Origin of the sequence: Microbacterium sp. NPDC089698, from assembly GCF_044749045.1 — a bacterium.
Classification (GTDB): Bacteria; Actinomycetota; Actinomycetes; order Actinomycetales; family Microbacteriaceae; genus Microbacterium.
Genome location: NZ_JBIVHE010000006.1, coordinates 204,275 through 224,905, shown reverse-complemented (window position 1 = coordinate 224,905; position 20,631 = coordinate 204,275). Strand labels below are relative to the sequence as shown.

The 20,631-nt window shown below is 72.6% G+C and carries 19 protein-coding genes; 5 read left to right on the top strand and 14 right to left on the bottom strand.

The window, feature by feature from the left end:
- Positions 1-170: 170 nt before the first annotated feature.
- Positions 171-1,286 carry an enoyl-CoA hydratase/isomerase family protein gene (locus tag ACIPY5_RS16420; protein WP_400972498.1) on the bottom strand — a complete coding sequence of 372 codons (1,116 nt, stop codon included), beginning with the start codon at positions 1,284-1,286 and terminating at the stop codon, positions 171-173.
- 188 nt (positions 1,287-1,474) lie between these two features.
- Here ACIPY5_RS16420 and ACIPY5_RS16415 point away from each other — a divergent pair, with 188 nt between their 5' ends.
- Entirely contained in the window at positions 1,475-3,988 is a 2,514-nt protein-coding gene (locus tag ACIPY5_RS16415; RefSeq protein ID WP_400972496.1) for an ATP-binding cassette domain-containing protein, read from the top strand.
- Between the two features lie 119 nt (positions 3,989-4,107).
- Here ACIPY5_RS16415 and ACIPY5_RS16410 read toward each other — a convergent pair whose 3' ends face one another.
- Positions 4,108-4,566 carry a hypothetical protein gene (locus ACIPY5_RS16410; protein ID WP_400972494.1) on the bottom strand — a complete coding sequence of 153 codons (459 nt, stop codon included), beginning with the start codon at positions 4,564-4,566 and terminating at the stop codon, positions 4,108-4,110.
- A gap of 375 nt (positions 4,567-4,941) precedes the next feature.
- The gene (locus tag ACIPY5_RS16405; protein ID WP_400972492.1) at positions 4,942-6,264 is read right to left on the bottom strand and encodes a glutamate-1-semialdehyde 2,1-aminomutase; all 1,323 of its coding nucleotides are present in this window, start codon (positions 6,262-6,264) and stop codon (positions 4,942-4,944) included.
- A gap of 130 nt (positions 6,265-6,394) precedes the next feature.
- On the opposite strand from ACIPY5_RS16405, the gene ACIPY5_RS16400 reads away from it, so the two are divergent.
- On the top strand, positions 6,395-7,522 hold the full coding sequence (locus tag ACIPY5_RS16400) for a hypothetical protein (protein ID WP_400972490.1): 1,128 nt from the start codon (positions 6,395-6,397) through the stop codon (positions 7,520-7,522).
- 127 nt (positions 7,523-7,649) lie between these two features.
- Here ACIPY5_RS16400 and hemB read toward each other — a convergent pair whose 3' ends face one another.
- The 9 genes from hemB to hemE form a co-directional block, all read right to left on the bottom strand.
- Positions 7,650-8,654, bottom strand: coding sequence for a porphobilinogen synthase (gene hemB, locus ACIPY5_RS16395; protein ID WP_309357253.1), 1,005 nt, complete (start codon positions 8,652-8,654; stop codon positions 7,650-7,652).
- On the bottom strand, positions 8,651-9,445 hold the full coding sequence (locus ACIPY5_RS16390) for a uroporphyrinogen-III synthase (RefSeq protein ID WP_396652925.1): 795 nt from the start codon (positions 9,443-9,445) through the stop codon (positions 8,651-8,653). The genes hemB and ACIPY5_RS16390 overlap by 4 nt, the downstream gene beginning before the upstream one ends.
- An 11-nt stretch (positions 9,446-9,456) precedes the next feature.
- Positions 9,457-10,488, bottom strand: coding sequence for a hydroxymethylbilane synthase (gene hemC, locus ACIPY5_RS16385; protein WP_400972488.1), 1,032 nt, complete (start codon positions 10,486-10,488; stop codon positions 9,457-9,459).
- Complete coding sequence (gene hemQ, locus ACIPY5_RS16380) at positions 10,485-11,189, bottom strand: hydrogen peroxide-dependent heme synthase (protein ID WP_309357257.1); 705 nt, start codon at positions 11,187-11,189, stop codon at positions 10,485-10,487. Before hemQ ends, hemC begins: the two co-directional genes overlap by 4 nt.
- Before the next feature lie 149 nt (positions 11,190-11,338).
- Positions 11,339-11,614, bottom strand: a complete 276-nt coding sequence (locus ACIPY5_RS16375; RefSeq protein WP_309342568.1) for a hypothetical protein — start codon at positions 11,612-11,614, stop codon at positions 11,339-11,341.
- Positions 11,604-12,008 carry a phage holin family protein gene (locus ACIPY5_RS16370; protein ID WP_400972485.1) on the bottom strand — a complete coding sequence of 135 codons (405 nt, stop codon included), beginning with the start codon at positions 12,006-12,008 and terminating at the stop codon, positions 11,604-11,606. The genes ACIPY5_RS16375 and ACIPY5_RS16370 overlap by 11 nt, the downstream gene beginning before the upstream one ends.
- A 1-nt stretch (position 12,009) precedes the next feature.
- Complete coding sequence (locus tag ACIPY5_RS16365; RefSeq protein WP_309342572.1) at positions 12,010-12,432, bottom strand: hypothetical protein; 423 nt, start codon at positions 12,430-12,432, stop codon at positions 12,010-12,012.
- A 108-nt stretch (positions 12,433-12,540) separates the two neighbouring features.
- A complete protein-coding gene (locus ACIPY5_RS16360; protein ID WP_400972483.1) occupies positions 12,541-14,127 on the bottom strand; it encodes a protoporphyrinogen/coproporphyrinogen oxidase in 1,587 nt (528 codons plus the stop codon).
- Complete coding sequence (gene hemE / locus ACIPY5_RS16355) at positions 14,124-15,182, bottom strand: uroporphyrinogen decarboxylase (protein ID WP_400972481.1); 1,059 nt, start codon at positions 15,180-15,182, stop codon at positions 14,124-14,126. Before hemE ends, ACIPY5_RS16360 begins: the two co-directional genes overlap by 4 nt.
- A 247-nt stretch (positions 15,183-15,429) precedes the next feature.
- On the opposite strand from hemE, the gene ACIPY5_RS16350 reads away from it, so the two are divergent.
- The 3 genes from ACIPY5_RS16350 (at position 15,430) to ACIPY5_RS16340 (ending at position 17,929) form a co-directional block, all read left to right on the top strand.
- A complete protein-coding gene (locus ACIPY5_RS16350) occupies positions 15,430-16,764 on the top strand; it encodes a glutamyl-tRNA reductase (RefSeq protein ID WP_400972479.1) in 1,335 nt (444 codons plus the stop codon).
- A gap of 146 nt (positions 16,765-16,910) precedes the next feature.
- Positions 16,911-17,321: an NAD(+)--rifampin ADP-ribosyltransferase gene (gene arr / locus ACIPY5_RS16345; protein ID WP_400972477.1), complete on the top strand. Its 411-nt coding sequence runs from the start codon at positions 16,911-16,913 to the stop codon at positions 17,319-17,321.
- Between the two features lie 41 nt (positions 17,322-17,362).
- On the top strand, positions 17,363-17,929 hold the full coding sequence (locus ACIPY5_RS16340) for an HhH-GPD-type base excision DNA repair protein (protein ID WP_309342587.1): 567 nt from the start codon (positions 17,363-17,365) through the stop codon (positions 17,927-17,929).
- 42 nt (positions 17,930-17,971) lie between these two features.
- Here ACIPY5_RS16340 and ACIPY5_RS16335 read toward each other — a convergent pair whose 3' ends face one another.
- The gene (locus ACIPY5_RS16335) at positions 17,972-19,261 is read right to left on the bottom strand and encodes an alpha-L-fucosidase (protein WP_400972474.1); all 1,290 of its coding nucleotides are present in this window, start codon (positions 19,259-19,261) and stop codon (positions 17,972-17,974) included.
- 111 nt (positions 19,262-19,372) lie between these two features.
- Positions 19,373-20,626, bottom strand: coding sequence for a hypothetical protein (locus ACIPY5_RS16330; protein WP_400972472.1), 1,254 nt, complete (start codon positions 20,624-20,626; stop codon positions 19,373-19,375).
- Positions 20,627-20,631 lie beyond the last annotated feature (5 nt).

Here is a 20,631-nt window from a genome sequence, read left to right as displayed (position 1 = left end):
AAGCAGAAGATGTCGAAAATCGACCACGAAACACCCTGCCACGAGGCACGGACATTCACATCCCCCTTGAGGAGGATCGACTCAGATCTTCGCTGAGGGCGAAACGAATCCCTGCTCGCGCGGGGATTTACGGATCCGGTTAAGAAACCGGGGCGCCGGGCGGAGCGCGGTCAGCCCCAGAGCGGAACCGGCGGCACGTAGTCGCGCGCCTCCGCGGACGCGTCAGGGGCGAGGTCAGCGAGGGTCTGCGGATCCCAGTGCGGGTCGCGGTCCTTGTCGACGAGCTGCGCGCGGATCCCCTCGACGAGGTCCGGATGGTTGTGCACGAACCACAGCACCCGGCGGTACTCCCCCGCGAGCGCGTCGCGCACCGAGTCCATCCCCCTCGCCTCGCGCACCGCGTCGAGCGTGACCACGAGCGCGGTCGGGGCGAGGGACTCGAGCAGGTCGGCGGTGTCCGCCGGCGCGGGCTCGGGCGCGGCGCCGTCGGGCGTCTCCGGGACCGGCATCGCGCGCAGGCGGGCCACGATCTCCGGCACCGTGTCGGCCGAGAAGGCCTCGTCGATCCAGCCCTGCTGCGCAGACAGCGGCGAAGGATCCGGGGTCTCGTCGAAGAGCATGACGATCTCGCTCGATCCGGTCGGATCCGCCCTGTGGGCCAGCGCGTCGCGCAGCGCCTCGAGCCGCTCGGACGGGACGTAGAAGTCGGCGAACCCGGCGTAGAGGGCATCGGATCCGTCCATGGTGCCCGCGGTGAGGGCCAGTAACTCGCCCAGTCGGCCCGGCGCGTGGCCGAGCAGCCAGGTGCCGCCGACGTCGGGGGTGAAGCCGATCCTCACCTCGGGCATCGCGAGCTGCGAGCGCTCCGTCACGACACGGATCGCGGCGTGTCCTGCGACGCCGATGCCGCCGCCCATCGTGATGCCGTCCGCGATCGCGACGATCGTCTTGGGGTACTCGGCGATCGCCGCGTTCATCGCGTACTCCTCGCGGAAGAACTCCACGGTGTCCGCGCTGCGCCCCGCAGTGATCTGCCGGTGCAGCTCTCGCACATCGCCGCCCGCGCACAGACCGCGGTCCCCCGCGCCGTCGATGTAGACGATCTCGATGTCGCTGTCGTCGCGCCAGGCGTCGAGCGCGGCGTGCACCGCACGGATCATCCCGACGTTCAGCGCGTTGAGCGCCCTCGGGCGGTTCAGCGTGATCCAGCCCAGCGCCCCCTCGGTGCGCACCAGCACCTCGGCGTCTGCGGCGACGGATCCCTGGGCGTCTTCGACGATGCTCACGGATGCCACGTTACCCCGCGCGTCGCCCCGCCCGAGCCGTCGGCGGCCGTGCGGACGAAGCGCGCATCGGCGGCCGCACCGAGAGCGCGGCGGCCCGCGCATTGCGCGGAATGCCCCGGATCAACGAGCGTTTTCAGGTCGCATCCGACAAGATAGAGGGGTACTGCTGTAACTATGAGAGGCCGCGGATGACCGACGGACAAGTGTTCGAGTTCTCGCATGCGACGAAGCGCTTCGGCGTTCTCACCGCTGTCGACGACCTCTCCGCCCGGATCGAGCCGGGGGCGGTGACCGCGTTCCTCGGGCCGAACGGCGCAGGCAAGACGACCTCGCTGCGGATGCTGCTCGGCCAGATCCGCCCGACCTCGGGCACTGCGACGATCGGCGGCGTCTCCTACGCCGAGCTGCGCCACCCGCTGCGCACCGTCGGATCCGTGCTCGAGGAGGCCGTCTACCGCCCTCGCCGCACGGCGCCGCGCCAGCTGTCGATCGCCGCGAAGGCGAACGGGATCCCGCTCTCCCGCGTGGACGAGGTGCTCGCCCTCGTGGGCCTGCAGAACGAGGCCGAGACGCGCATCGGCGCGTACTCCCTGGGCATGCGGCAGCGCCTGAGCGTCGCCGGCGCCCTGCTCGGCGATCCGGGTGCGCTCGTGCTCGACGAGCCCGCGAACGGCCTCGACCCCGAGGGCATCCGCTGGATGCGCCTGCTCATGCGCCGTCTGGCCGACGAGGGCCGCACGGTCCTGGTCTCGTCGCACGTGCTGAGCGAGATCGAGCAGATCGCCGACAACGTGCTCGTGCTCTCCAAGGGCCGTCTGGTCTACGCCGACAGCATCGGCAAGCTCTCGGATCCGACCACGGGCTCCGTCGTCGTCGACGCCGACGACCGCGCCGCTCTCGCGACCGCCCTGCAGAACGCCGGGCTGACCTTCGACGTGCTGCGGTCAGGCCTGACCGTGCACAACACCGACGCCGCGGCGGTCGGCGCCGTCGCCGCCTCCGCGGGGCTCGCGCTCACCACGCTGCTGCAGCGCGGACCGAGCCTGGAGGAGGTCTTCCTCGACCTCGTGCACGGCCGTCGCGACCCGCTCACGGGTGCGATCCCGGTCGTCGGCGCGCCCGTGCCCGCTTCCGAGGAGCCGGCTGCCGCCGAGGCGGCCGAGGCCGAGCCGGGTGAGGGCGCTGATGCGAGTGCCGCCGCGGCGGAGTCCGAAGCGGCGGACGGCGCGGCCGAGGGCGAGCCGGCGGACGCCGAGCACGTTCCGGCCGCCGGCCTGTTCGGCGCTGCAGCGGCCGTTCCCGTCGTCGCCGCAGCGAGCGCCGGCGTGGCGGGCCTCTTCGGGACCGCCGCCGAGGCCGCCCCGGCCGAGGGCACGGTCGCGATCCCGACCACGCGTCGCGAGGCCGCCGAGTTCGCCGCGGCGCAGTCGGCCGCCGGCGAGGACGCGGACGCGACGGACGACGGATCCGGATCCGCGGACGGGGACGCTCCCGCGGCGGATGAGGCCGAGGGCGCCGAGGCTGACGCCGCCGACGCTGCCGAGGGCGAGGCTGAGGCTGACTCTGAGGCTGCCGACGCTGGCGAGGGCGAAGCCGACGACGCTGCCGGTGGTGAGGACGCTGCCGGTGGTGAAGACGCTGCTGCCGCCGAGGACGGTGCCGAGAGCGCCGAGTCGTCCGAGGACTCCGACTCCGACTCCGACTCCGACTCCGACTCCGACTCCGACTCCGACGAGGATGCCGCCGCTGAGGACGGATCCGCGGCAGATGACGCCGAGCCGGAGCAGTCCGCGGCGGAGGCGCCCGAAGATGCGGAGCGCCCCGATGAGGCCGGTTCCACCGCCGACGAGGCAGAGGCCGCCGCCGAGTCCGACGACGCGGCGGAGCCGGCAGAGGCCGAGGAGGCGCACGACGAGGGCGCGATCGCCGCGGGCGTCGCGCTGACCGCGCCGATCGTCGCCGACTACACGCCGGGCGAGGCGCACCCCGAGGGTGCGGAGGAATCCGCGGGCACCGCCGACGAGCAGGACGCTCCGCTCACGCACGCTGCGGAGAGCCAGACGGATGAGGACGGCGCCGCGCTCGGATCCTTCGAGACCGCGGCCCTGACCATCCCGGAGGCGGCACCGGTGTCGTTCGACGACCTGATCACCGGTGTGCCGTCGGCCGCGCCGTCCTCGGACGACGCGAACGACGTCGCCGCGGACGATCGGAGTGACGCCGCCGACGAGGGCGCCGAGCACGGCGACGTCGACGACGCCCCCACGGCGGCGACGACGATCATCACGACGCCGGCCGCCGAGGGCGAGTTCGCCACCCCGGAGCCGAGCACCGAGACCACTGAGATCGCCGGCATCGAGATCTTCGCGGCTCTCGCCGATGGCCGCACCCAGGAGATCCAGGTCATCCTCGACGAGACGCCCGATGAGGACGATGACCTCGAGGACGTGACGCAGGGCGAGATCCACCAGGACGACGATCCCCGCGCCGCCGCCGTCAGCGCATCGCTCGCCGCGGCCGCGCGCGCGTTCTTCACGGACGACGCCCCCACGTACACGCCCGGCCCCAGCGAGGAGAGCGGCGACCGGCCCGGCGAGCCCTCCCCGTCGGAGGAGCAGCACGACGACCAGGCCCCGCACGAGCAGGGGCAGGACGGCGAGCACCGCGAGGGCGACCAGCACGAGGAGCACCACGGGCACTGACCCGGAGGACATCCGAAGGAAGCGGCGACCGTCTGAGGACGGTCGCCGCTTCGGCGTTCGAGGGGCAACCGCGGCGGGTGCGGCGTCAGTGCGGGCTCAGCCCCGGCTGCTCCGCGCGGTCAGGCGGGACGGGGCGCGGGCTTGCGCTTGCGCCCGCGGGCTCCGGCGGGCTCGGCGACGGGGATCGCTCCGGTCGCGGCGATGTCGGTCACCTCGGCGAGCTCGGAGCTCGCATCGAGGCGCAGCGCCTGCGCGAGAGCCAGCCCGTGCCGCGTGGTGAGCACGAGCCGCTGGAACTCCGCGCCCTCGAGGTCGATCACGACGCTGGGCTTGTGCCGGCGGATGAGCACGAAGTCGTCCCCGTTGGCCGACTTCCAAGTGCCCGCCGCGAGCACGAGCGGCACATGCGTGCCGGGGCTGCCGACGCCGCGGAGCCACGTCCAGGCATCGTCCGTGAGCTGCACCTTGACGATCGCCTCACGGGCGATGTGCAGGTTGTCGCGGCGGAACGAGACGGCGCGCTCGAGCGGAGAGAGCTCCACCTCGAGGCGGGTCCGATCCAGCAGCAGCGTCACCATCCCCCCAGTCTGCCAGCGCCGCCCCGGTTCCGCCCGGGAGCCACCTCACAGGACGGCAACGATCCCGCTGGCGAGGTCCGACAACGTGGTCCGTTCGGCCGGTGGGTCCGTTTTGGGGCGCGTTCACTCCGTTTGGGGCGCCTCACACCCAGGAATCCCGGCGGGCCGCGCCCCAAACGGTGAAGACGCGCCCCAAAACCGGCTCGGATCCGAGGCCCGTCCACCGCGGGTTCGGGGCGCACTCACTCCGTTTGGGGCGCGTCACACCCAGGAATCCCGGCAGGACGCGCCCCAAAACGTGAGGGCGCGCCCCAAAACGTGAGGGCGCGCCCCAAAACGTGAAGGCGAGCCCCGAACGAGCGCGCCGGCCCGGCGTCAGGCGGTCGCGCCGGCCGCGGCCTCGGCGGCGGCGGGCAGCGCCGCCTCGATCGCCGCGAGCTCGGCGTCTCCGTGGGCGGCGGTGAGGAACCAGGCCTCGAACACGCTCGGCGGCAGCGCCACGCCCTGCTCGCGCATCGCGTGGAAGAACGGGGCGTATCGGAAGACCTGCTGCGCCTGCGCCTCGGCGTAGTCGCGCGGCGCGGTCTCGGCGAAGGCCACACCGAACAGGTTGCCCGCGCGCGGCACGGCGTGCACGACGCCGGCATCGGTCAGAGCACGGTCGAGTGCGCCCGACAGACGCTCCGCCGCAGCGTCGATCCGCGCGTACACCTCGGGCGTCGCGAGCCGCAGCGTCGCCAGGCCCGCGGCGACCGAGAGCGGGTTCCCGCTCAGAGTGCCGGCCTGGTACACGGGGCCGGTCGGCGCCAGCCGGTCCATGACCTCGGCGCGGCCGCCGAGCGCAGCGAGCGGCATGCCGCCGCCCACGACCTTGCCGAATGTGATGATGTCGGGCAGATACTCCTCGCCCGCCGCCTGCTGCAGGCCCCAGAATCCGGCCGGGTGCACGCGGAAGCCGGTGAGCACCTCGTCGAGGATCATGAGGGCGCCGTGCGCGTGCGCGGTCTCGGCGATGAGCCTGTTGAACCCGGGCTGCGGCGCGACCACGCCCATGTTGGCCGCGGAGGCCTCCACGATGACGGCCGCGATCCGGTCGCCGTGCTCGGCGAACACCGCCGCGAGCGCCTCCGGGGAGTTGTAGTCGATCACGAGCGTCTGCGCCGCGATCGGGGCGGGAACGCCCGCGGATCCGGGCAGGGCGAGGGTCGCGACGCCGGAACCGGCCGCGGCCAGCAGGCCGTCCGAGTGCCCGTGGTAGTGCCCCGCGAACTTCACCAGGAGGTCGCGTCCGGTCGCACCGCGGGCGAGCCGGATCGCGGTCATGGTCGCCTCGGTGCCCGTGGAGACCAGTCGCACGCGCTCGACGGGGCGGACCTCGCCGTGCCGCACGCGGTCGGCGATGAGGGCCGCGAGCTCGACCTCGCCCTCGGTCGGAGCTCCGAAGGACAGGCCGCGGGTCGCCGACTCCTGCACGGCCGCGACGACCTCGGGATGCGCGTGCCCGAGCAGCGCAGGGCCCCAGGACGCGACGAGATCCAGGTAGGTCGTGCCCGCTGCGTCCGTGACCGTCGCGCCGGAAGCGCTCGCGAGGAACCGCGGCGTTCCGCCGACCGACCCGTAGGCGCGCACGGGCGAGTTCACCCCACCGGGGATCACGGCACGGGCGGCGTCGAACAGGTCGTCATTGCGGTCGGTCATGGATCCATTCTCCCGGAGGATCCTGTGCCGCTCTCCCGAGAGCAATCGACGCATTTCGCGTGCTTCAGAGCGGCCGGAGCGGCTCAGGGGCTGACGCCGATCGTTCAGGGTGCGCGGCTAGCGTGACGGGATGCAGCAGCATCCGCCGGCGCTCCGGCACCGCACGTCCGCCCTGCGCCGGGCCACCTGGCGGATCTGGCCGTGGCTGACCTGGCTCCTGCCGATCGGCGTAGCCCTGTTCTGCCTGTGGCGCGTGGCCACCGCTCATGGCGAGCTTGCCTTCGGCATCGTGCTGACCTCGCCGCTGACCATCCTCATGGCAGGCGTCCTGGGATCGCTGCCGCGTTTCATTCAGCCTCGCGCGGGCGTGCGAGCGACCCCGGCGCGGCAGGTGCCGGCGCTGATCCTGCTGTGGTGGAGCTGGGTCGCATTCGCGATCGCGATGCCGGATCGCACGATCGCATCAGCCCCCTCCGAGTCGGTGCCGGTGCCGTCGCTGCTGCAGCAGCTGGCCGGCGGTCCCGCGGGCGGAGTGTTCACGAACTGGGTCTTCGTCGCGGCGATCGTCTGCGGGATCGCGGCCTGGATACTGCTGCTCATGCTGGCATCCGAACGCGTGGCGATCCGGCATGCCCGGCGGTGGGAGCGCCTCGGGTGGGCCGGCTTCGGACTGGCGCCGCTGCTGCTCGCGACCGCCGGAGGGATCGGTGTCACGATCGGGCAGATGCAGGGAGACGCCGCCGGCGAAGTGCGCGCGCAGGCGACGGCCCGTACGCCCGAGAAGCAGCTCGCGCTCGCGGAGCAGCGCTACGACGCGGTGCAGCGCGTCGTCTCCGATCTGCGCGCCGCCGCGGCACCGCAGGGGTGGGAAGCGCAAGAGGCGTGCGCGGAGTCTCTGAACGACGACGGGCTCGGGTGGGACGCGTACCGGCTGCGCATCGAATTCCACCATGCGGCAAGCCTCGAGCTCGACCACGACGCGCTGACGAAGGCGCTCACGAATGCCGGCTGGACGGTCACCATGGATCAGGAGGCGCCGATGGCGATCTCAGCCAGCGGGCCGCAGGGCGCGGAGCTGAGGCTCACGACGAACGGCGATGCGCCGTTCCGGATCACTGCGACGGCCGGATCCTGGTGGCAGTCGGCGGATCAGCCGGTGTCGGATGCACGGTGCGGCGCGCACGGTGGAGCCGGAGTCGGCGACACCGGCAGCACCGGCGGCGGTGCAGACGCGAGCTGGTGGCCGCCGCTGCGATGATGCGTGCGCTGGTCCTCTCGGACTCGGCGAAGGGCGCTCGCGACGCGTTTCGTCTCGGTCGGCTTCGCCGTCCGGTTCCTGAGCGAGCGAAGCGAGACGAAGGGCGCTCAACAGCCCGAGGGGGGACTCAGCCGCGGGCGAGCCAGCGGGCGGCCTCGGTCGCCCAGTAGGTCAGCACGACATCGGCGCCGGCGCGGCGGATCGACAGTAGCGACTCCAGGATCGTGCGCTCGCGATCGAGCCAGCCGTTCTGCGCGGCGGCCTCGATCATCGCGTACTCGCCCGACACCTGGTACGCCCACACGGGCACGCGCACGGCGTCGCGCACCTCGCGCATCACGTCGAGGAACGCCATCGCGGGCTTCACCATCACGACGTCCGCGCCCTCGGCCTCGTCCAGCAGCGCCTCGCGCACGCCCTCTCGCCGGTTGCCCGGGTCGAGCTGGTACGTGCGGCGGTCGCCCTGGAGCTGGGAGTCGACGGCCTCTCGGAACGGGCCGTAGAACGCGCTCGCGTACTTCGCCGCGTACCCGAGCAGCAGCACGTCCTGGAAGCCCTCCGCGTCGAGCGCGTGACGCACCGCGGCGACCTGGCCGTCCATCATGCCGCTCAGTCCCAGCAGCTGCGACCCGGCGCGCGCCTGCGCGAGCGCCATCGCCACGTACCGCTCGAGGGTCGCATCGTTGTCGACGGATCCATCCGCCGCGAGCACGCCGCAGTGGCCGTGGTCGGTGAACTCGTCCAGGCACAGGTCGGTCTGCACCACGAGCGCGTCGCCGACCTCGGCGGCCAGCGCGGCGGTGGCGACGTTGAGGATCCCGTTGGGATCATCGGCGCCGGATCCGACGGCGTCGCGCACGGCGGGAACGCCGAAGAGCATGATGCCGGTGACGCCAGCCTCGGCCGCGTCGACGGCGGCGCGACGGAGGGAGTCGAGCGAGTGCTGCACGACGCCGGGCATGGATCCGATCGCCACCGGATCCGTCAGCCCCTCACGGACGAACGCCGGGAGCACGAGATGACGCGGAAGCAGGTCCGTCTCGCGGGCCAGAGCGCGCACGGCGACGGACTGCCGCAGCCGGCGCGGGCGGACGTCGGGGAAGCCCGCCGACGCGCCGAGACCCCCGGTCACGGGGCGAACTCGTCGGCCGCGTGCGGAAGGGTGAACTGCGAGACCGCGTCGATGAGCGCATCGACGGTCTGCTTGTCGGCGACCACGGTGATCGGAAGGCCCGCCTTCTTGGCGTCCTTCGCGGTACGGGGGCCGATCGCCGCGAGCAGGGTGGAGTCGGGGATGTCCGGGAACTGCTCGCGCACCTGCTCCGCGACGGATCCGCTCGTGACGAGGATCGCGTTGATCCGGCCGTTCTGCACGTCGCGCATGATCCGCTCGGTCACCGGCACGCCGACCGTGCGGTAGGCGACGACGCTGGACACGTCGTGGCCGGCCTTGATCAGCGACTTGGTCAGCAGCGGCTTGGCGATCTCGCTGCGCAGCGTCAGGATCCGCTTAGGCTCGGGTTCGAGCGCGATGATCTGCCCCGCCATTCCCTCGGCGGAGTTGTCGTCCTCCGGGACGAGGTCGACGTGGTAGCCGACCGCCGCGAGCGCCGCGGCCGTGGTCTCGCCGACGGCGGCGATCTTCGTGGAGGCGGGGATCTCGGCACGATGCGCGAAGAGCACGTCGACCGTGGTCGCGCTCGTGATGGTGAGCCAGTCGAACTCGCCGGCCGTCAGCTTCGCGAGGGCCTCGTCGAGCGCCGCCTGGTCGTTCGTCGGCGCGAAGTTGATCAGCGGCGCCACCACGGGCACGGCTCCCTGCGCGCGCAGGCTCGCGGCGACGCCGTCGCCCCACGGTCCTCCGCGCGGCACGAGCACGCGCCAACCGGTCAACGGCTTGGCCTCTTGCTTCGATTCAGTCATCATCATCGGGTTCAGGGGCGCGGAAGGAGATCAGCCGCCCCACGTTCGAGCAGCCGATGGGCAACAGACAACCCGATCGCGCGTGATGCGCGGATCGGGTCTGCACCATCGGCAGAGTCCGCACCGTTGCCACTGCCGTTGGGATGAATATACTCCTCGCCCGGCACCATCGCCTTCACGGAGTCTGGATGCAGCGGCTCGGTGACGTCGATCCCGATCCGCCACCCGTCGTGCGGGGCGTAGACCACGGCCCGGACGCGAAGGTCGCCGTCGACGAGCTCGGCGTGTGCCGCCATCGGCGCCTGGCAGCCGGAGTCCAGGCCCTCCAGCACCGCCCGCTCGGCGGTCACCGCGATGCGGGTGGCCTCGTCGTCGAGGAGGGCGAGGGCGGCGAGCAGTTCCGCCGGCGCGTCGGTCGTCGTCTCCACCGCGAGCGCTCCCTGGCCGGGGGCGGTCGGCCACTCGGCGAGACCGAGCGGCTCGGCCTTGAGCTCACCGAGCGGATCGCCGTCGAGCCGGCTGAGGCCGGCCGCGGCGAGGATCACGGCGTCGAGCTCGCCCGACGCGACGCGTTGCAGCCGGGAGTCGACGTTGCCGCGCAGATCCGCGGTGTGCACGCGCGGGTTGCGGACGTGCACCTGCGCGATGCGACGCGGGGATCCCGTACCGATCGCGGATCCGGCCTTCAGCTCGTGCAGCGGGGTGCCGTCGCGGGTGACCGCCACGTCGCGCGCATCGGCCCGCGCCGGGATCGCGGCGATCACGAGGCCGTCCGGCACCTGGGTCGGCAGGTCCTTGAGGGAGTGGACGAGGATGTCGCACTCCCCGCGGCGCAGCGCATCGCGCAACGCGGTGGCGAACACGCCCTGCCCGCCGATCTCGCTGAGCGATGCGCGGTTGGTGTCGCCCTCGCTCGTGATCGGGACGAGCTCGACCCGGCGTCCCGAGACCGCCTCGAGCGCCTTCGCCACGTGGCCGGACTGCGCCTGGGCCAGAGCGCTGCGGCGGGTGCCGAGGCGGATGACGTCGCCGGCAGCGGTCACTGCAGGACCTCGGGGATCTCCTCGAGGCGCAGACGGCGCCCGGTGTAGAAGGGCACCTCCTCCTTCACGTAGCGGCGCGCATCCGTGTATCGGAGGTCGCGCATGAGATCGACGAGCTCGGTCGGGTCGTCGGCCTCGAGCGGCAGGAGCCATTCGTAGTCGCCCAGCGCGAAGGCGGCGACCGTGTTGGCGATGACCCCGCGGAATGCGGCGCCCTTGCGGCCGTGCTCCGCGAGCATGCGGCGGCGCTCGTCCTCCTCGATCAGGTACCACTCCGGCGTGCGCACGAACGGGTACAGGCAGAGCCAGTCCTTGGCGTCGACGCCGCGCAGGAAGCCCGGCACGTGCGCGCGGTTGAACTCCGCGTCGCGGTGCACGCCCATCACGTTCCAGGTCGGCAGCAGGGTGCGCAGGAGCTCGGTGCGGCGCAGGCGGCGCAGGGCCTTCTGCAGCTCCTCGGGGCTGGGGCCGTGCAGCCAGACCATGAGGTCGGCGTCGGCCTTGAGGCCGGAGACATCGTAGAAGCCGCGGACGGAGATCCCCCCGTCCTCGATCAGGCGGACGATGTCCTCCAGCTCGGTCGCGTCGGACTCGACCACGGGAGCGGAGGGGTCGCGGCGCCACACGGCCCACAGGGTGAAACCCTGGGGCGAGGCGTCGGAGTCGGCGGCGAGCACGGGCGTTTCTGCAGCTTCGGCCATGGATCCAGTCTGCCCCCTCCGGCTATGAGCCGCAGACCGCGAGACTCCATCTGGGCGACGAGACTGCGCTCTTGGAGCGCAGTCTCGTCGCGGAGTTGGAGTCTCGCGGTCAGAAAAGGGGGCGGGGCGTGGGTGAGCGCGCGATGCGGTCAGCGGGAGATGCTGCGGGCGACGGCCCAGACGATGCCGCCGACGACCGCGGCGACGCCGGCGGCCGCGGCCACGGCGCCGAGCGGGTTGCGGCGCGCGAACGCGCGCAGCTTGACCTTGCCCTCGACGGTCGCCTTCTCGAGGCGGCGGGGGACGTTGCCCTTCTCCTCGATCGCGAGCAGCGCCGCCTTCAGCTCGGCACGGGCCGAAGCCACGGGATCGACGATCCCGTTCGGCACGGCCGTGCGCGGGATGTTCACCGGGTCAACGGCCATCGCCGGCCTCCTTCACGATGCGGATGTCGGTGGCCACGGCCTGCGCGGGGTTCTCGCGGCGCAGGACCTTGCGGAACTTCAGGATCCCGAGCAGCGCGAACACGAGCACCGCGAGCAGCAGGATCCCGATCGTGATGATCGCGGACAGCCACACCGGGAACCACGAGGAGAGCCCGGCGATCGCGAACACGAGCACGACCGGCACGGTCCAGAACAGGAAGAACAGCGCGACCAGGAACCAGACGCTGCCGATGCCGGCGTCCTTCGCGGTCCGCGAGATCCAGGTCTTGGCCGCGTCGATCTCGGCCTTGACGAGGTTGCTGACGAGGTCGGGGAGGTCGCCGAGCAGCGTCAGCAGGCTGTCGTCGGCGCGATCCCGGAAATTGCCGGCCATGTCAGGCGCCCGCGGTCGGCTTCTTCGGCGCGCTCTTCGCACCCGACGCCGCGCGGGGCTTCGTCTTGGTCTCCGTCGCGGCGACGGAAGCCTCCGCGGCTGCGACGGTCTCCTCCGCGGCCTGCTTGACCTCGGCCGCGACCGTCTTGCCGCTCGCGATCGTGGAGTCCACGCGCTGTCCCGGCGTGCCGTCGGACGTGGCGGCCTTGACGATCTTCACGGCACCGGTCCACAGCGCCTGGGGCACGGCGGCCGCCTGCGTCTTCGCGAAGTCCTGCACCTTGTGCACCTGCGCCTGCACCGGGTCGAGGTTCCAGACCTTGAGCCACTGCTTCTTGATCTGCTCGTAGCGCTCGCGCCCTGCGCGGGTGCCCAGCACGTATCCGACGCCGAGTCCGACGACGAGTCCGATCTTCCCCTTCATGGGGTCTCCTCACGATTGCGGTCTCTGCGGACCTCCAGCGTAACCCTGTATGCCGATCTCGGCATCTATCGGCCGGAGGGCCGCGGAACGACGGCGATGTCCGGGTCGTCAGTCCCAGAGGAGGGCGTGCCGGATGCGCTCCGCCTCGGCCTTCGCGTGCGGGACGACCTGCGCGAGCCCCGTGCCGCTCAGCCACGCCCCGGTCGCGGCGACGCCCGGAACGGCCGCGACGGCAGCGGCCGCGGCCGCGCGCCGCTCGGCCGCGCCGAGCACCGCGGAGGGCTGCGCCTGCACGAACCGCGCCCGGTGGCTGCCGCGCAGCTGCGCGGGGCGCAGGGCGACGCCGAAGAGCGCCGAGGCCTCGGCCAGCGCGAGCCCGCCCGCCGCCTCGTCGTCGAGCGCGCCGGTCGCCGGATCCTCCCCCGCCGAACCGAACGACACCCGCACGACGTGCCGGGATCCCGCCTCGGCGCGGAGCCACGCCCACTTCGCGCTGCTGTGGGTGAGCGCCTTCGCGGTGTGGGACCCGGGCACCGTGAGCACACCGGATCCGCGCGGCGCGGCGTCGAGCTCCGGGGCGTCCAGGACGAGGGTGACGATCTCGATGCGCGGCGAGGATCCCGCCGCGACCGCCGCGAGCTCTGGCACGTGCGGGGCGAGCAGCCGGCGCGCGGTCGCCTCGTCCGCGGCGACGATCACGGCGTCGAAACGCGGAAGGGCTTCCGAGGGCTCGGCGCCGCCGTCCGCGATCTCCGCGGGATCGGCTGCGCCTGTCGCCGAATCCGGATCCGGATCCGCGACCCCGACCGTCCAGCCGTCGTCATCGCGCGAGAGTCCCTCGACGGGCGCCCCGGTGCGCACCTCGGATCCGAGCATCTCGATGCGGGCGAGGAGCGCGTCGACCAGACCGGACATGCCGCCGACCAGACCCTGCACCGCCGCACCGGGAGCGCGTCCGGATCCTCCGGTGATCTCCGCGACCGCGCCCGAGAGGGATCCGGCGCGGGTCAGGGCCGCGTTCAGAGTCGGCGCCGCGACGTCGACGTCGATGTCGTCGGGGTGCGCGGAGTACACCCCCGTGCTGACCGGGGCCACGAGGCGGTCGAGGACTCGGGCTCCCATGCGCTTGCGCACGAGACGCCCAAGACTGTGGTCGTGGCCGATCGTGAGCGGCGGGAGCAGGCGATCCAGCCAGGCGCGCCAGGTGCCGTTCCAGCCGATCACGCGGCGCACGTCCTCGGCGAAGGGGTTCGCGGGGATGCCGAGCAGGCCGCCCTTCGGCAGCGGGGCCGCGCCGCCGGGGATCCCGGCGACCCAGGCACCGCCCGGCTCCGGCGAGACGACCCGGTCGTCGAGGCCGAGATCCGACAGCAGCGCCCGCACGTGCCCGCCGCGCACGGCGAAGCTCTCGGCTCCGGCGTCGAACACGAGTCCGTCGGCCTCGCCCGCCCGCACGGCGCCGCCGGGGCGCTCCTGCGCCTCGAACACGGTCGCGTGCGCGCCGATCGCGGCGATCGACTCCGCGGCGACGAGTCCCGCCACACCGCCGCCGATCACGGCCACGCGCAGGTGCGCCGCCTTCGCGGCGAGCTCCGGGGTGTGCGCCGGGTCCGCGACACGCGACGCATCGGGCGCGCCCGCGGGCCCCGCAGCGCGTGCAGGGTCGGGGGCGCGCCCCGGATCCGGCGTGCTCATCGCGCGGCTCCGGAGGCGACCGACCCCGCGCGCACCTCGTGCACGAGCTCGACGATACGGGTGAGCACGGCGGGGTCGGTCTCGGGCGGCACGCCGTGTCCGAGGTTCAGGATGTGCGCGCGGGCGGCCGCGCCGCGGCGCAGCACGTCGCGGACGTGCGCCTCGAGCACGGGCCAGGGCGCGGTGAGCAGCGCGGGGTCGATGTTGCCCTGCACGGTCACCTCGTCGCCGAGCACGGCGACGGCCTCGTCGAGCGGCAGCCGCCAGTCGACGCCGACCGCGTCGGCGCGCCCGTCCAGGCGCATGTCGGCGAGGAACGGCCCCGTGCCGACGCCGAAGTGGATGACCGGGGCGTCGATCCCGTCGACCGCGGCGGCGGAGTGCGGGGCGACGAAGGTCCGGTAGTCGGCGGGGCTGAGGGAGCCCGCCCAGGAATCGAAGAGCTGCACGGCGCTCGCCCCGGCCGCGCGCTGCGCGTCGAGGAAGGTCCGCGAGATCCGCGCGAGCCAGCCCGCGAGCCGGTTCCACGAGTCGGGATCCGTGTGCATCATCGCCCGGGCGCGCAGGTGCTCCTTGGACGGCCCGCCCTCCACGAGGTACGCGGCGAGCGTGAACGGCGCCCCCGCGAAGCCGATCAGCGGGGTGATGTCGCCCAGTTCGGCGACGACGAGACGCACGGCCTCGGCGATCTGCGTCGTGTCGAGGGACGCGGGGTCGATCGCCGTGATGCGGTCGACGTCGGCCGCGGTGCGCACGGGCGACGCGAAGACCGGTCCGCGACCGGGCTCGATCTCGACCTCGACGCCGGCGAGGCGCAAGGGCACGACGATGTCGCTGAAGAAGATGCCCGCGTCGACCCCGTGGCGCCGCACCGGCTGCAGGGTGATCTCCGCCGCGAGGTCGGGGGTGAGGCACGCGTCGAGCATCCGGGTGCCGACCCGCAGGTCGCGATACTCGGGCAGCGAGCGGCCGGCCTGGCGCATGAACCACACGGGCGTGGTGTCGGGGCGGTCTCCGGCGAGGGCGCGCAGCAGCGGTGCGTCGTTGAGGGGCATGGATCCATTCTCCCCGACCGCTGCTTTGCGGTGAATGGGGATCGTCGGGCCGCCGACTTTGGGGCGCACTTTCCCGTTTTGGGGCGCCTTAGGCCACGTTTTCCTGCTGTGGCACGCCCCAAAACGAGAAGGCACGCCCCGAACCACCCTCCCCGAACCACGAAGAACGTGTCCCGAATCACGATGAACGTGTCGCCGCGGGACGGCGTCCAGGATCCGCAAAGGGCGTGGAGCGTAAACTCCCAGGGTGCTGCTCTGCGTCACGGCCAATCACAAGACCGCCCCCTTCGACCTCCTCGAACGACTCAGTCGCACCCCGGATGACCTGGCCGGATCCCTCTCCGAAGGATCCAAGGGCGCCGTCGTGCTCGCGACCTGCAACCGCTTCGAGGCCTATGTCGACGTCGACGGCATGGCCGATGAGAGCGACGTCGCGCGGATCCTGAGCACCGTCTCCGAGCGCAGCGGCATCCCCGCCGACACCCTCACCGCATCGTCGTCGGTGCACTCAGGACCCCGGGTCGTCGAGCACCTCTTCTCGGTCGCGTCGGGTCTCGAATCGGTCGTCTCGGGCGAGGGCGAGATCGCCGGTCAGGTGCGCCGCGCGCTCACCTCGGCCCGCAAGCACGGCACGACCTCCCCCGAGCTGGAGCGCCTCTTCCAGCGCGCCAGCGAAGCCCAGCGCAAGGTCAAGAACGACACCGCCCTGGGCCGCGCCGGTCGATCGCTGGTGCGCCTCGCGCTCGACCTCGCCGACAGCCGCATCGCCGACTGGAGCGCCGCCCGCGTGCTCCTCGTCGGCACCGGCGCCTACGCCGCAGTGACCCTCGCGACGCTGCGCGAACGCGGCGCGCACGACATCAGCGTGCACTCCCCCTCGGGGCGCGGTGCCGCGTTCGCCGCGAAGCACGGCATCCGCGCGCTGCCCAAGGCCGAATACGCCAGGGCCGCCGCACACGCCTCGATCGTGATCACCTGCACGAGCGCCGAGCAGCCCGTGCTCGACGCCGCGATCCTGCGCGCGGGCCGCGGGCCGGCTCTGGCCGCGCTCCCGTCCCCGGACGGCGCGGCCGTGGACTGCCCGATCCCCGGTCACGGCTTCTCCGCCGGTGCGACGCCGTCGCAGCTGGTCGTCGACCTGGGCATGCCGCGCAACGTGGCGCCCGATGTCGCCGAGGTCGAGGGCGTCGCCCTGCTCGACCTCGAGACGATCCGCCTGCACGCGCCGCTCGAGGAACTGCAGGCGACCGACGCCGCCCGCTCGATCGTGCGCGCCGCCGCCGCGACGTTCCACGAGGTCGGCGCCCGCGAGAGCGTGACCCCGGCGGTCGTCGCCCTGCGCGCCCACATCTTCGGACTGCTCGAGGCCGAGATCGACCGCGCCCGCAAGCGCGGCGACGACGGCGGACAGGTCGAGCAGGCCATGCGCCACCTCGCCGGCGTGCTGCTGCACACGCCGACCAGTCGTGCGCACGAGCTCGCCGCGCAGGGACGCGGATCCGAGTTCATCGCCGCCGTCGAGACGCTGTACGGGCTGAGCGCCGAGGCCGAGACCCGGCAGGACGACGCCGCCACGGCCTGACGCGCTCCCGCGGAGACGTTTTCCGCCTTCATCGCCGCGCGGATCCGCCGTGGAGATGGATCTGGTTGCTCCGCGCCGTCTCCGAGCGACGTTCTCCATCTTCCTCGGGCCGCACCCACGGCACCGCGCGCGGCTAGCCTGAGACGGTGAGCGACGTGACAGACGAAGGCCCGTTCTTCCACGGCACCAAGGCGGATCTGAAGCCCGGCGACCTCCTCATGGCGGGGTTCAGGTCGAACTACCGGCCCGAGGTCGTGATGAACCACATCTACTTCACCGCGCTGCGCGACGGCGCGGGCCTCGCCGCCGAGCTCGCGGCCGGCGACGGCGAACCGCGGGTCTACCTCGTCGAGCCGACGGGCGCCTTCGAGGACGATCCGAACGTCACGGACAAGAAGTTCCCGGGTAATCCGACGCGGTCCTACCGCAGCGCGGATCCGCTCCGCGTGGTCGACGAGGTCGACGACTGGACCCGGCTCACGCCCGAGGCGCTGCAGGACTGGCGCGACCGCCTGGCCGCCCTCGCCGCCGACGAGCGCGGCGAGATCATCAACTAGGCGAGGCCGCGCGATCGTCCGGAAGGGGCCAGACTGGTCCCATGGCCCTTCACATCACCGGAGACACCGCCGCCGACACCCTCCTCAGCGACAACCCGCTCGCCCTGCTCGTGGGCATGCTGCTGGATCAGCAGGTCGCGATGGAGACCGCCTTCGCCGGTCCGCTCAAGATCGAGCAGCGCACGGGCGCGACCGACGCCGCGGCGATCGCCGCCTACGATCCCGACGAGTTCCTCGCCGCGTTCAAGCAGTCGCCGTCGGTGCACCGCTTCCCCGGCTCGATGGCCGCACGGGTGCAGACGCTCTGCCAGAAGCTCGTCGACGACTGGGGCGGCGACGCCGCGAACCTGTGGACCCAGGGGGATCCGGACGGCGCCGAGGTGCTGCGCCGCCTGAAGACCCTCCCCGGCTTCGGCGAGCAGAAGGCCAAGATCTTCCTGGCGCTGCTCGGCAAGCAGTACGGCTTCACCGGCGCCGGCTGGCGCGAGGCCTCCGCCCCCTACGGCGAGGACGGATCCTTCCGCTCGGTCGCCGACATCGTCTCACCCGAGTCGCTGACGAAGGTCCGCGAGCACAAGCGCGCGATGAAGGCTGCCGCCAAGAGCTGACCGCGCCCTTCGTCTCGCTCCGCTCGCCCAGGGACCGGTGGTTCACATCATGATCATGTCGGCGTCGTCGGCGCGGTAGTCCTCGGTCGACGGCACGACCGGCGCCGACTCGACGCCCGTGAGGTAGCCCCGCACGTCGGCGAGCACGGGCGACGGCCCGTCGAGCGCGATCTCCAGGGACCGCACCGTGCGGGCGGGGAACGCATGCAGTCGGCGCACCCCGACTGTTCCGCCGGTGCAGACCTCCTCCCCACCGTCGAGCACGCGGTGGCCCGCGATCCGCTGACCCTCCGCGAGCTCCTCCTCGAGTTCGAGGTGGTCGAGGTCGACGTCCGTGCCGAAGTCGGCGCGCCAGCGACCGTCTCCGAGCGCGGTGAGCTCCGCCGCGTGCGGTGCTCCGAACCGCCGCGCGAGCTCGGCGGCGTACTCGGTGAGCCGCGCGAGGTCGGCGTCGTCGATGAGCCCCTCCCGGTTCGGCGGCACGTTGAGCAGCAGGTTCGCGCCGAGGCCGAGCGATCGGTAGTGGATCCCGAGCAGATGCTCGAGGCTCTTCGGCTCGTCCGCGGGCTGCCAGAACCAGCCGTGCCGCAGCGACACGTCGCACTCGGGCGGAAGGTACCGCGCCCCGCCGAGCCCGAGCATCGCGTCGGTGTGCACATCGTTCGGCGTGACGTCGACGACGTACTCCACCGGGTCGGTCGCGAGGCCGTCCTCGTTGCCGATCCACCGGATGTCGGGGTCGCCCATGTTGAAGATCACGGCGCCCGGCTGGTGCTCCCGCACGATCCCGGCGATCCGCTCCCAGTCGTAGACCCGACCGGCGGACCCTGCGCCGTCGAACCACACCTCGACGAGGTCGCCGTACTGCGTGCAGAGCTCCCTGAGCTGGGCGCAGTAGACGTCGTCGTAGGCGGCCGGATCCGCATAGCGCGGCTCGTGGCGGTCCCAGGGCGAGAGGTACAGGCCTAGCCCCATCCCCGCTTCGGCGCACGCGTCCGCGAGTTCGCGGACGACGTCGCCGCGGCCGTCCCGCCAGGGGCTCGCCGCGACCGAATAGTCCGTCGTCGCGGTCGGCCAGAGGCAGAACCCGTCGTGGTGCTTCGCGGTGAGCACCACGGATCTCGCTCCCGCCGTGCGCGCGGCGGCCACCCACTGCCGGGCGTCGAGGCGCGCCGGGTCGAATCCGGAGGCGGGGAGGGTGCCGTCGCTCCACTCCACGCCGAAGAACGTGTTGAGCCCGAAGTGCAGGAAGACGCCGACGCCGTCCCGCTGCCACTGCAGCTGGGCGGGCGTGGGGTGCAGAGCCGCGGTCTGCGCGGAGATGGTCGTCACAGAGTGAGAGGATATCCGCCGCGTTGCGGGATCCCCCCGCCGGACAGAGCGCGGGACCCGGCCACCCTCCCCCTCGGGCCGGATCCCGCGCCGTTCTGGTGCCGACGCCGGTCAGTCGCCGACGAAGCGCACCGTGGTCGGGGCGGACGCTCCCGTGTGCGGCAGCTTCTGCGTGATCGTCGCCGTCTGCGGCTCGGTCAGCTTGCGGTTCAGCACGAGCGTCCAGCTGCCGTCCACGGCCGCGGTCATGGAGGCCGCCGTCGGGATCCTCCCCGGGCCGGTGACCTTCACGCTCACCGTGGCGCCGGGGGCTCCGACGCCGCGGATCGTGATGCGGTCCGCGGCGAGCGCGGCCGTGGTCGCCTTCGGTGCGATGCCCGCGGCATCGTCCTGCACGGCGGAGAGGTTCTTCATCCAGGTGAAGGAGGTGGGCGTGATGCTGTTGTCGCCCCACACCTTGCCGTCGCGGTCGACCGCGTACGCGAAGAATCCGCCCTTGGTGCCGCCCTGCGGCTGCCAGGTCGCGTATTTGTAGGCCGTGGATCCTGGCGCCGTCGCCGGGTCGTAGATCCCCTCGGCGTCGCCCCAGTGCGTGCGGTCCTGCTCCTCGGGGAAGGAGAACCCGGGCAGGAACTGGCAGGGCGCGATCTTGTCGGCGAAGGTGTTCCACGTCGACTGCATGCCCGCGGTGCCGCGGCCGTAGGCCTGCAGCAGCACGTAGGACACCTTCGACGAGACCGCCGTGAACAGCGGAGTGCTGCCGTTCTGGTTGGTGTCGAAGATGAGGATCTTGTCCGAGCCGGAGGTCGGGCCGATGATGTCGCCGAGGGCGTTGAACACGCCGATCGCCCTGGTCAGGTCGTCACCGGTCGGGTACGACTCCACGTCGATGTCGATGCCGTCCAGGCCGTACGGGGTCACGTACGTGTCGACGAGCTGCTGCGCGTAGTCGCGATACGCCTGGTCCGTGAGCGGGATGTCCGCCTTCGCGAGCTTGTCGATCCACAGCGTGTACGCGACCCTGGTTCCGCGCGCGTGCAGTGCAGGCACGTACTCGTCGCGCAGGGCGCGCCAGTAGTCGGTGCCGGCCGTCGCGCCGGCGTCGAACACCATCGCGACGTCGACCTCGGGCGGAAGGTCCGTCATGCGCGTGACGTTGGGATCGGGCAGGTTCGAGTTCGCACTCTGCGGCACCGTGACGTCGCGCCAGGTGCGGTAGTACGCCATGGTGAGCGGCTCGGCCGAGCACTGCGAGGTGTTCCCGACTGATGCGGATCCCGTCGCGGCGAGGGCGGGCGGCGCTCCGAGGACGGCGACTCCGGCGATGAGCGCGCCGAGTCCGACGGCGGCTGTCGTGCGTTTCATGCGTG

Coding starts and splice junctions, on each gene's coding strand:
- ACIPY5_RS16415 (WP_400972496.1), top strand. CDS start 1,475: ATGACCGACGGACAAGTGTTCGAGTTCTCGCATGCGACGAAGCGCTTC.
- ACIPY5_RS16410 (WP_400972494.1), bottom strand. CDS start 4,566: ATGGTGACGCTGCTGCTGGATCGGACCCGCCTCGAGGTGGAGCTCTCT.
- ACIPY5_RS16405 (WP_400972492.1), bottom strand. CDS start 6,264: ATGACCGACCGCAATGACGACCTGTTCGACGCCGCCCGTGCCGTGATC.
- ACIPY5_RS16400 (WP_400972490.1), top strand. CDS start 6,395: ATGCAGCAGCATCCGCCGGCGCTCCGGCACCGCACGTCCGCCCTGCGC.
- ACIPY5_RS16390 (WP_396652925.1), bottom strand. CDS start 9,445: ATGACTGAATCGAAGCAAGAGGCCAAGCCGTTGACCGGTTGGCGCGTG.
- hemQ (WP_309357257.1), bottom strand. CDS start 11,189: ATGGCCGAAGCTGCAGAAACGCCCGTGCTCGCCGCCGACTCCGACGCC.
- ACIPY5_RS16375 (WP_309342568.1), bottom strand. CDS start 11,614: ATGGCCGTTGACCCGGTGAACATCCCGCGCACGGCCGTGCCGAACGGG.
- ACIPY5_RS16370 (WP_400972485.1), bottom strand. CDS start 12,008: ATGGCCGGCAATTTCCGGGATCGCGCCGACGACAGCCTGCTGACGCTG.
- ACIPY5_RS16365 (WP_309342572.1), bottom strand. CDS start 12,432: ATGAAGGGGAAGATCGGACTCGTCGTCGGACTCGGCGTCGGATACGTG.
- ACIPY5_RS16360 (WP_400972483.1), bottom strand. CDS start 14,127: ATGAGCACGCCGGATCCGGGGCGCGCCCCCGACCCTGCACGCGCTGCG.
- hemE (WP_400972481.1), bottom strand. CDS start 15,182: ATGCCCCTCAACGACGCACCGCTGCTGCGCGCCCTCGCCGGAGACCGC.
- ACIPY5_RS16340 (WP_309342587.1), top strand. CDS start 17,363: ATGGCCCTTCACATCACCGGAGACACCGCCGCCGACACCCTCCTCAGC.
- ACIPY5_RS16330 (WP_400972472.1), bottom strand. CDS start 20,626: ATGAAACGCACGACAGCCGCCGTCGGACTCGGCGCGCTCATCGCCGGA.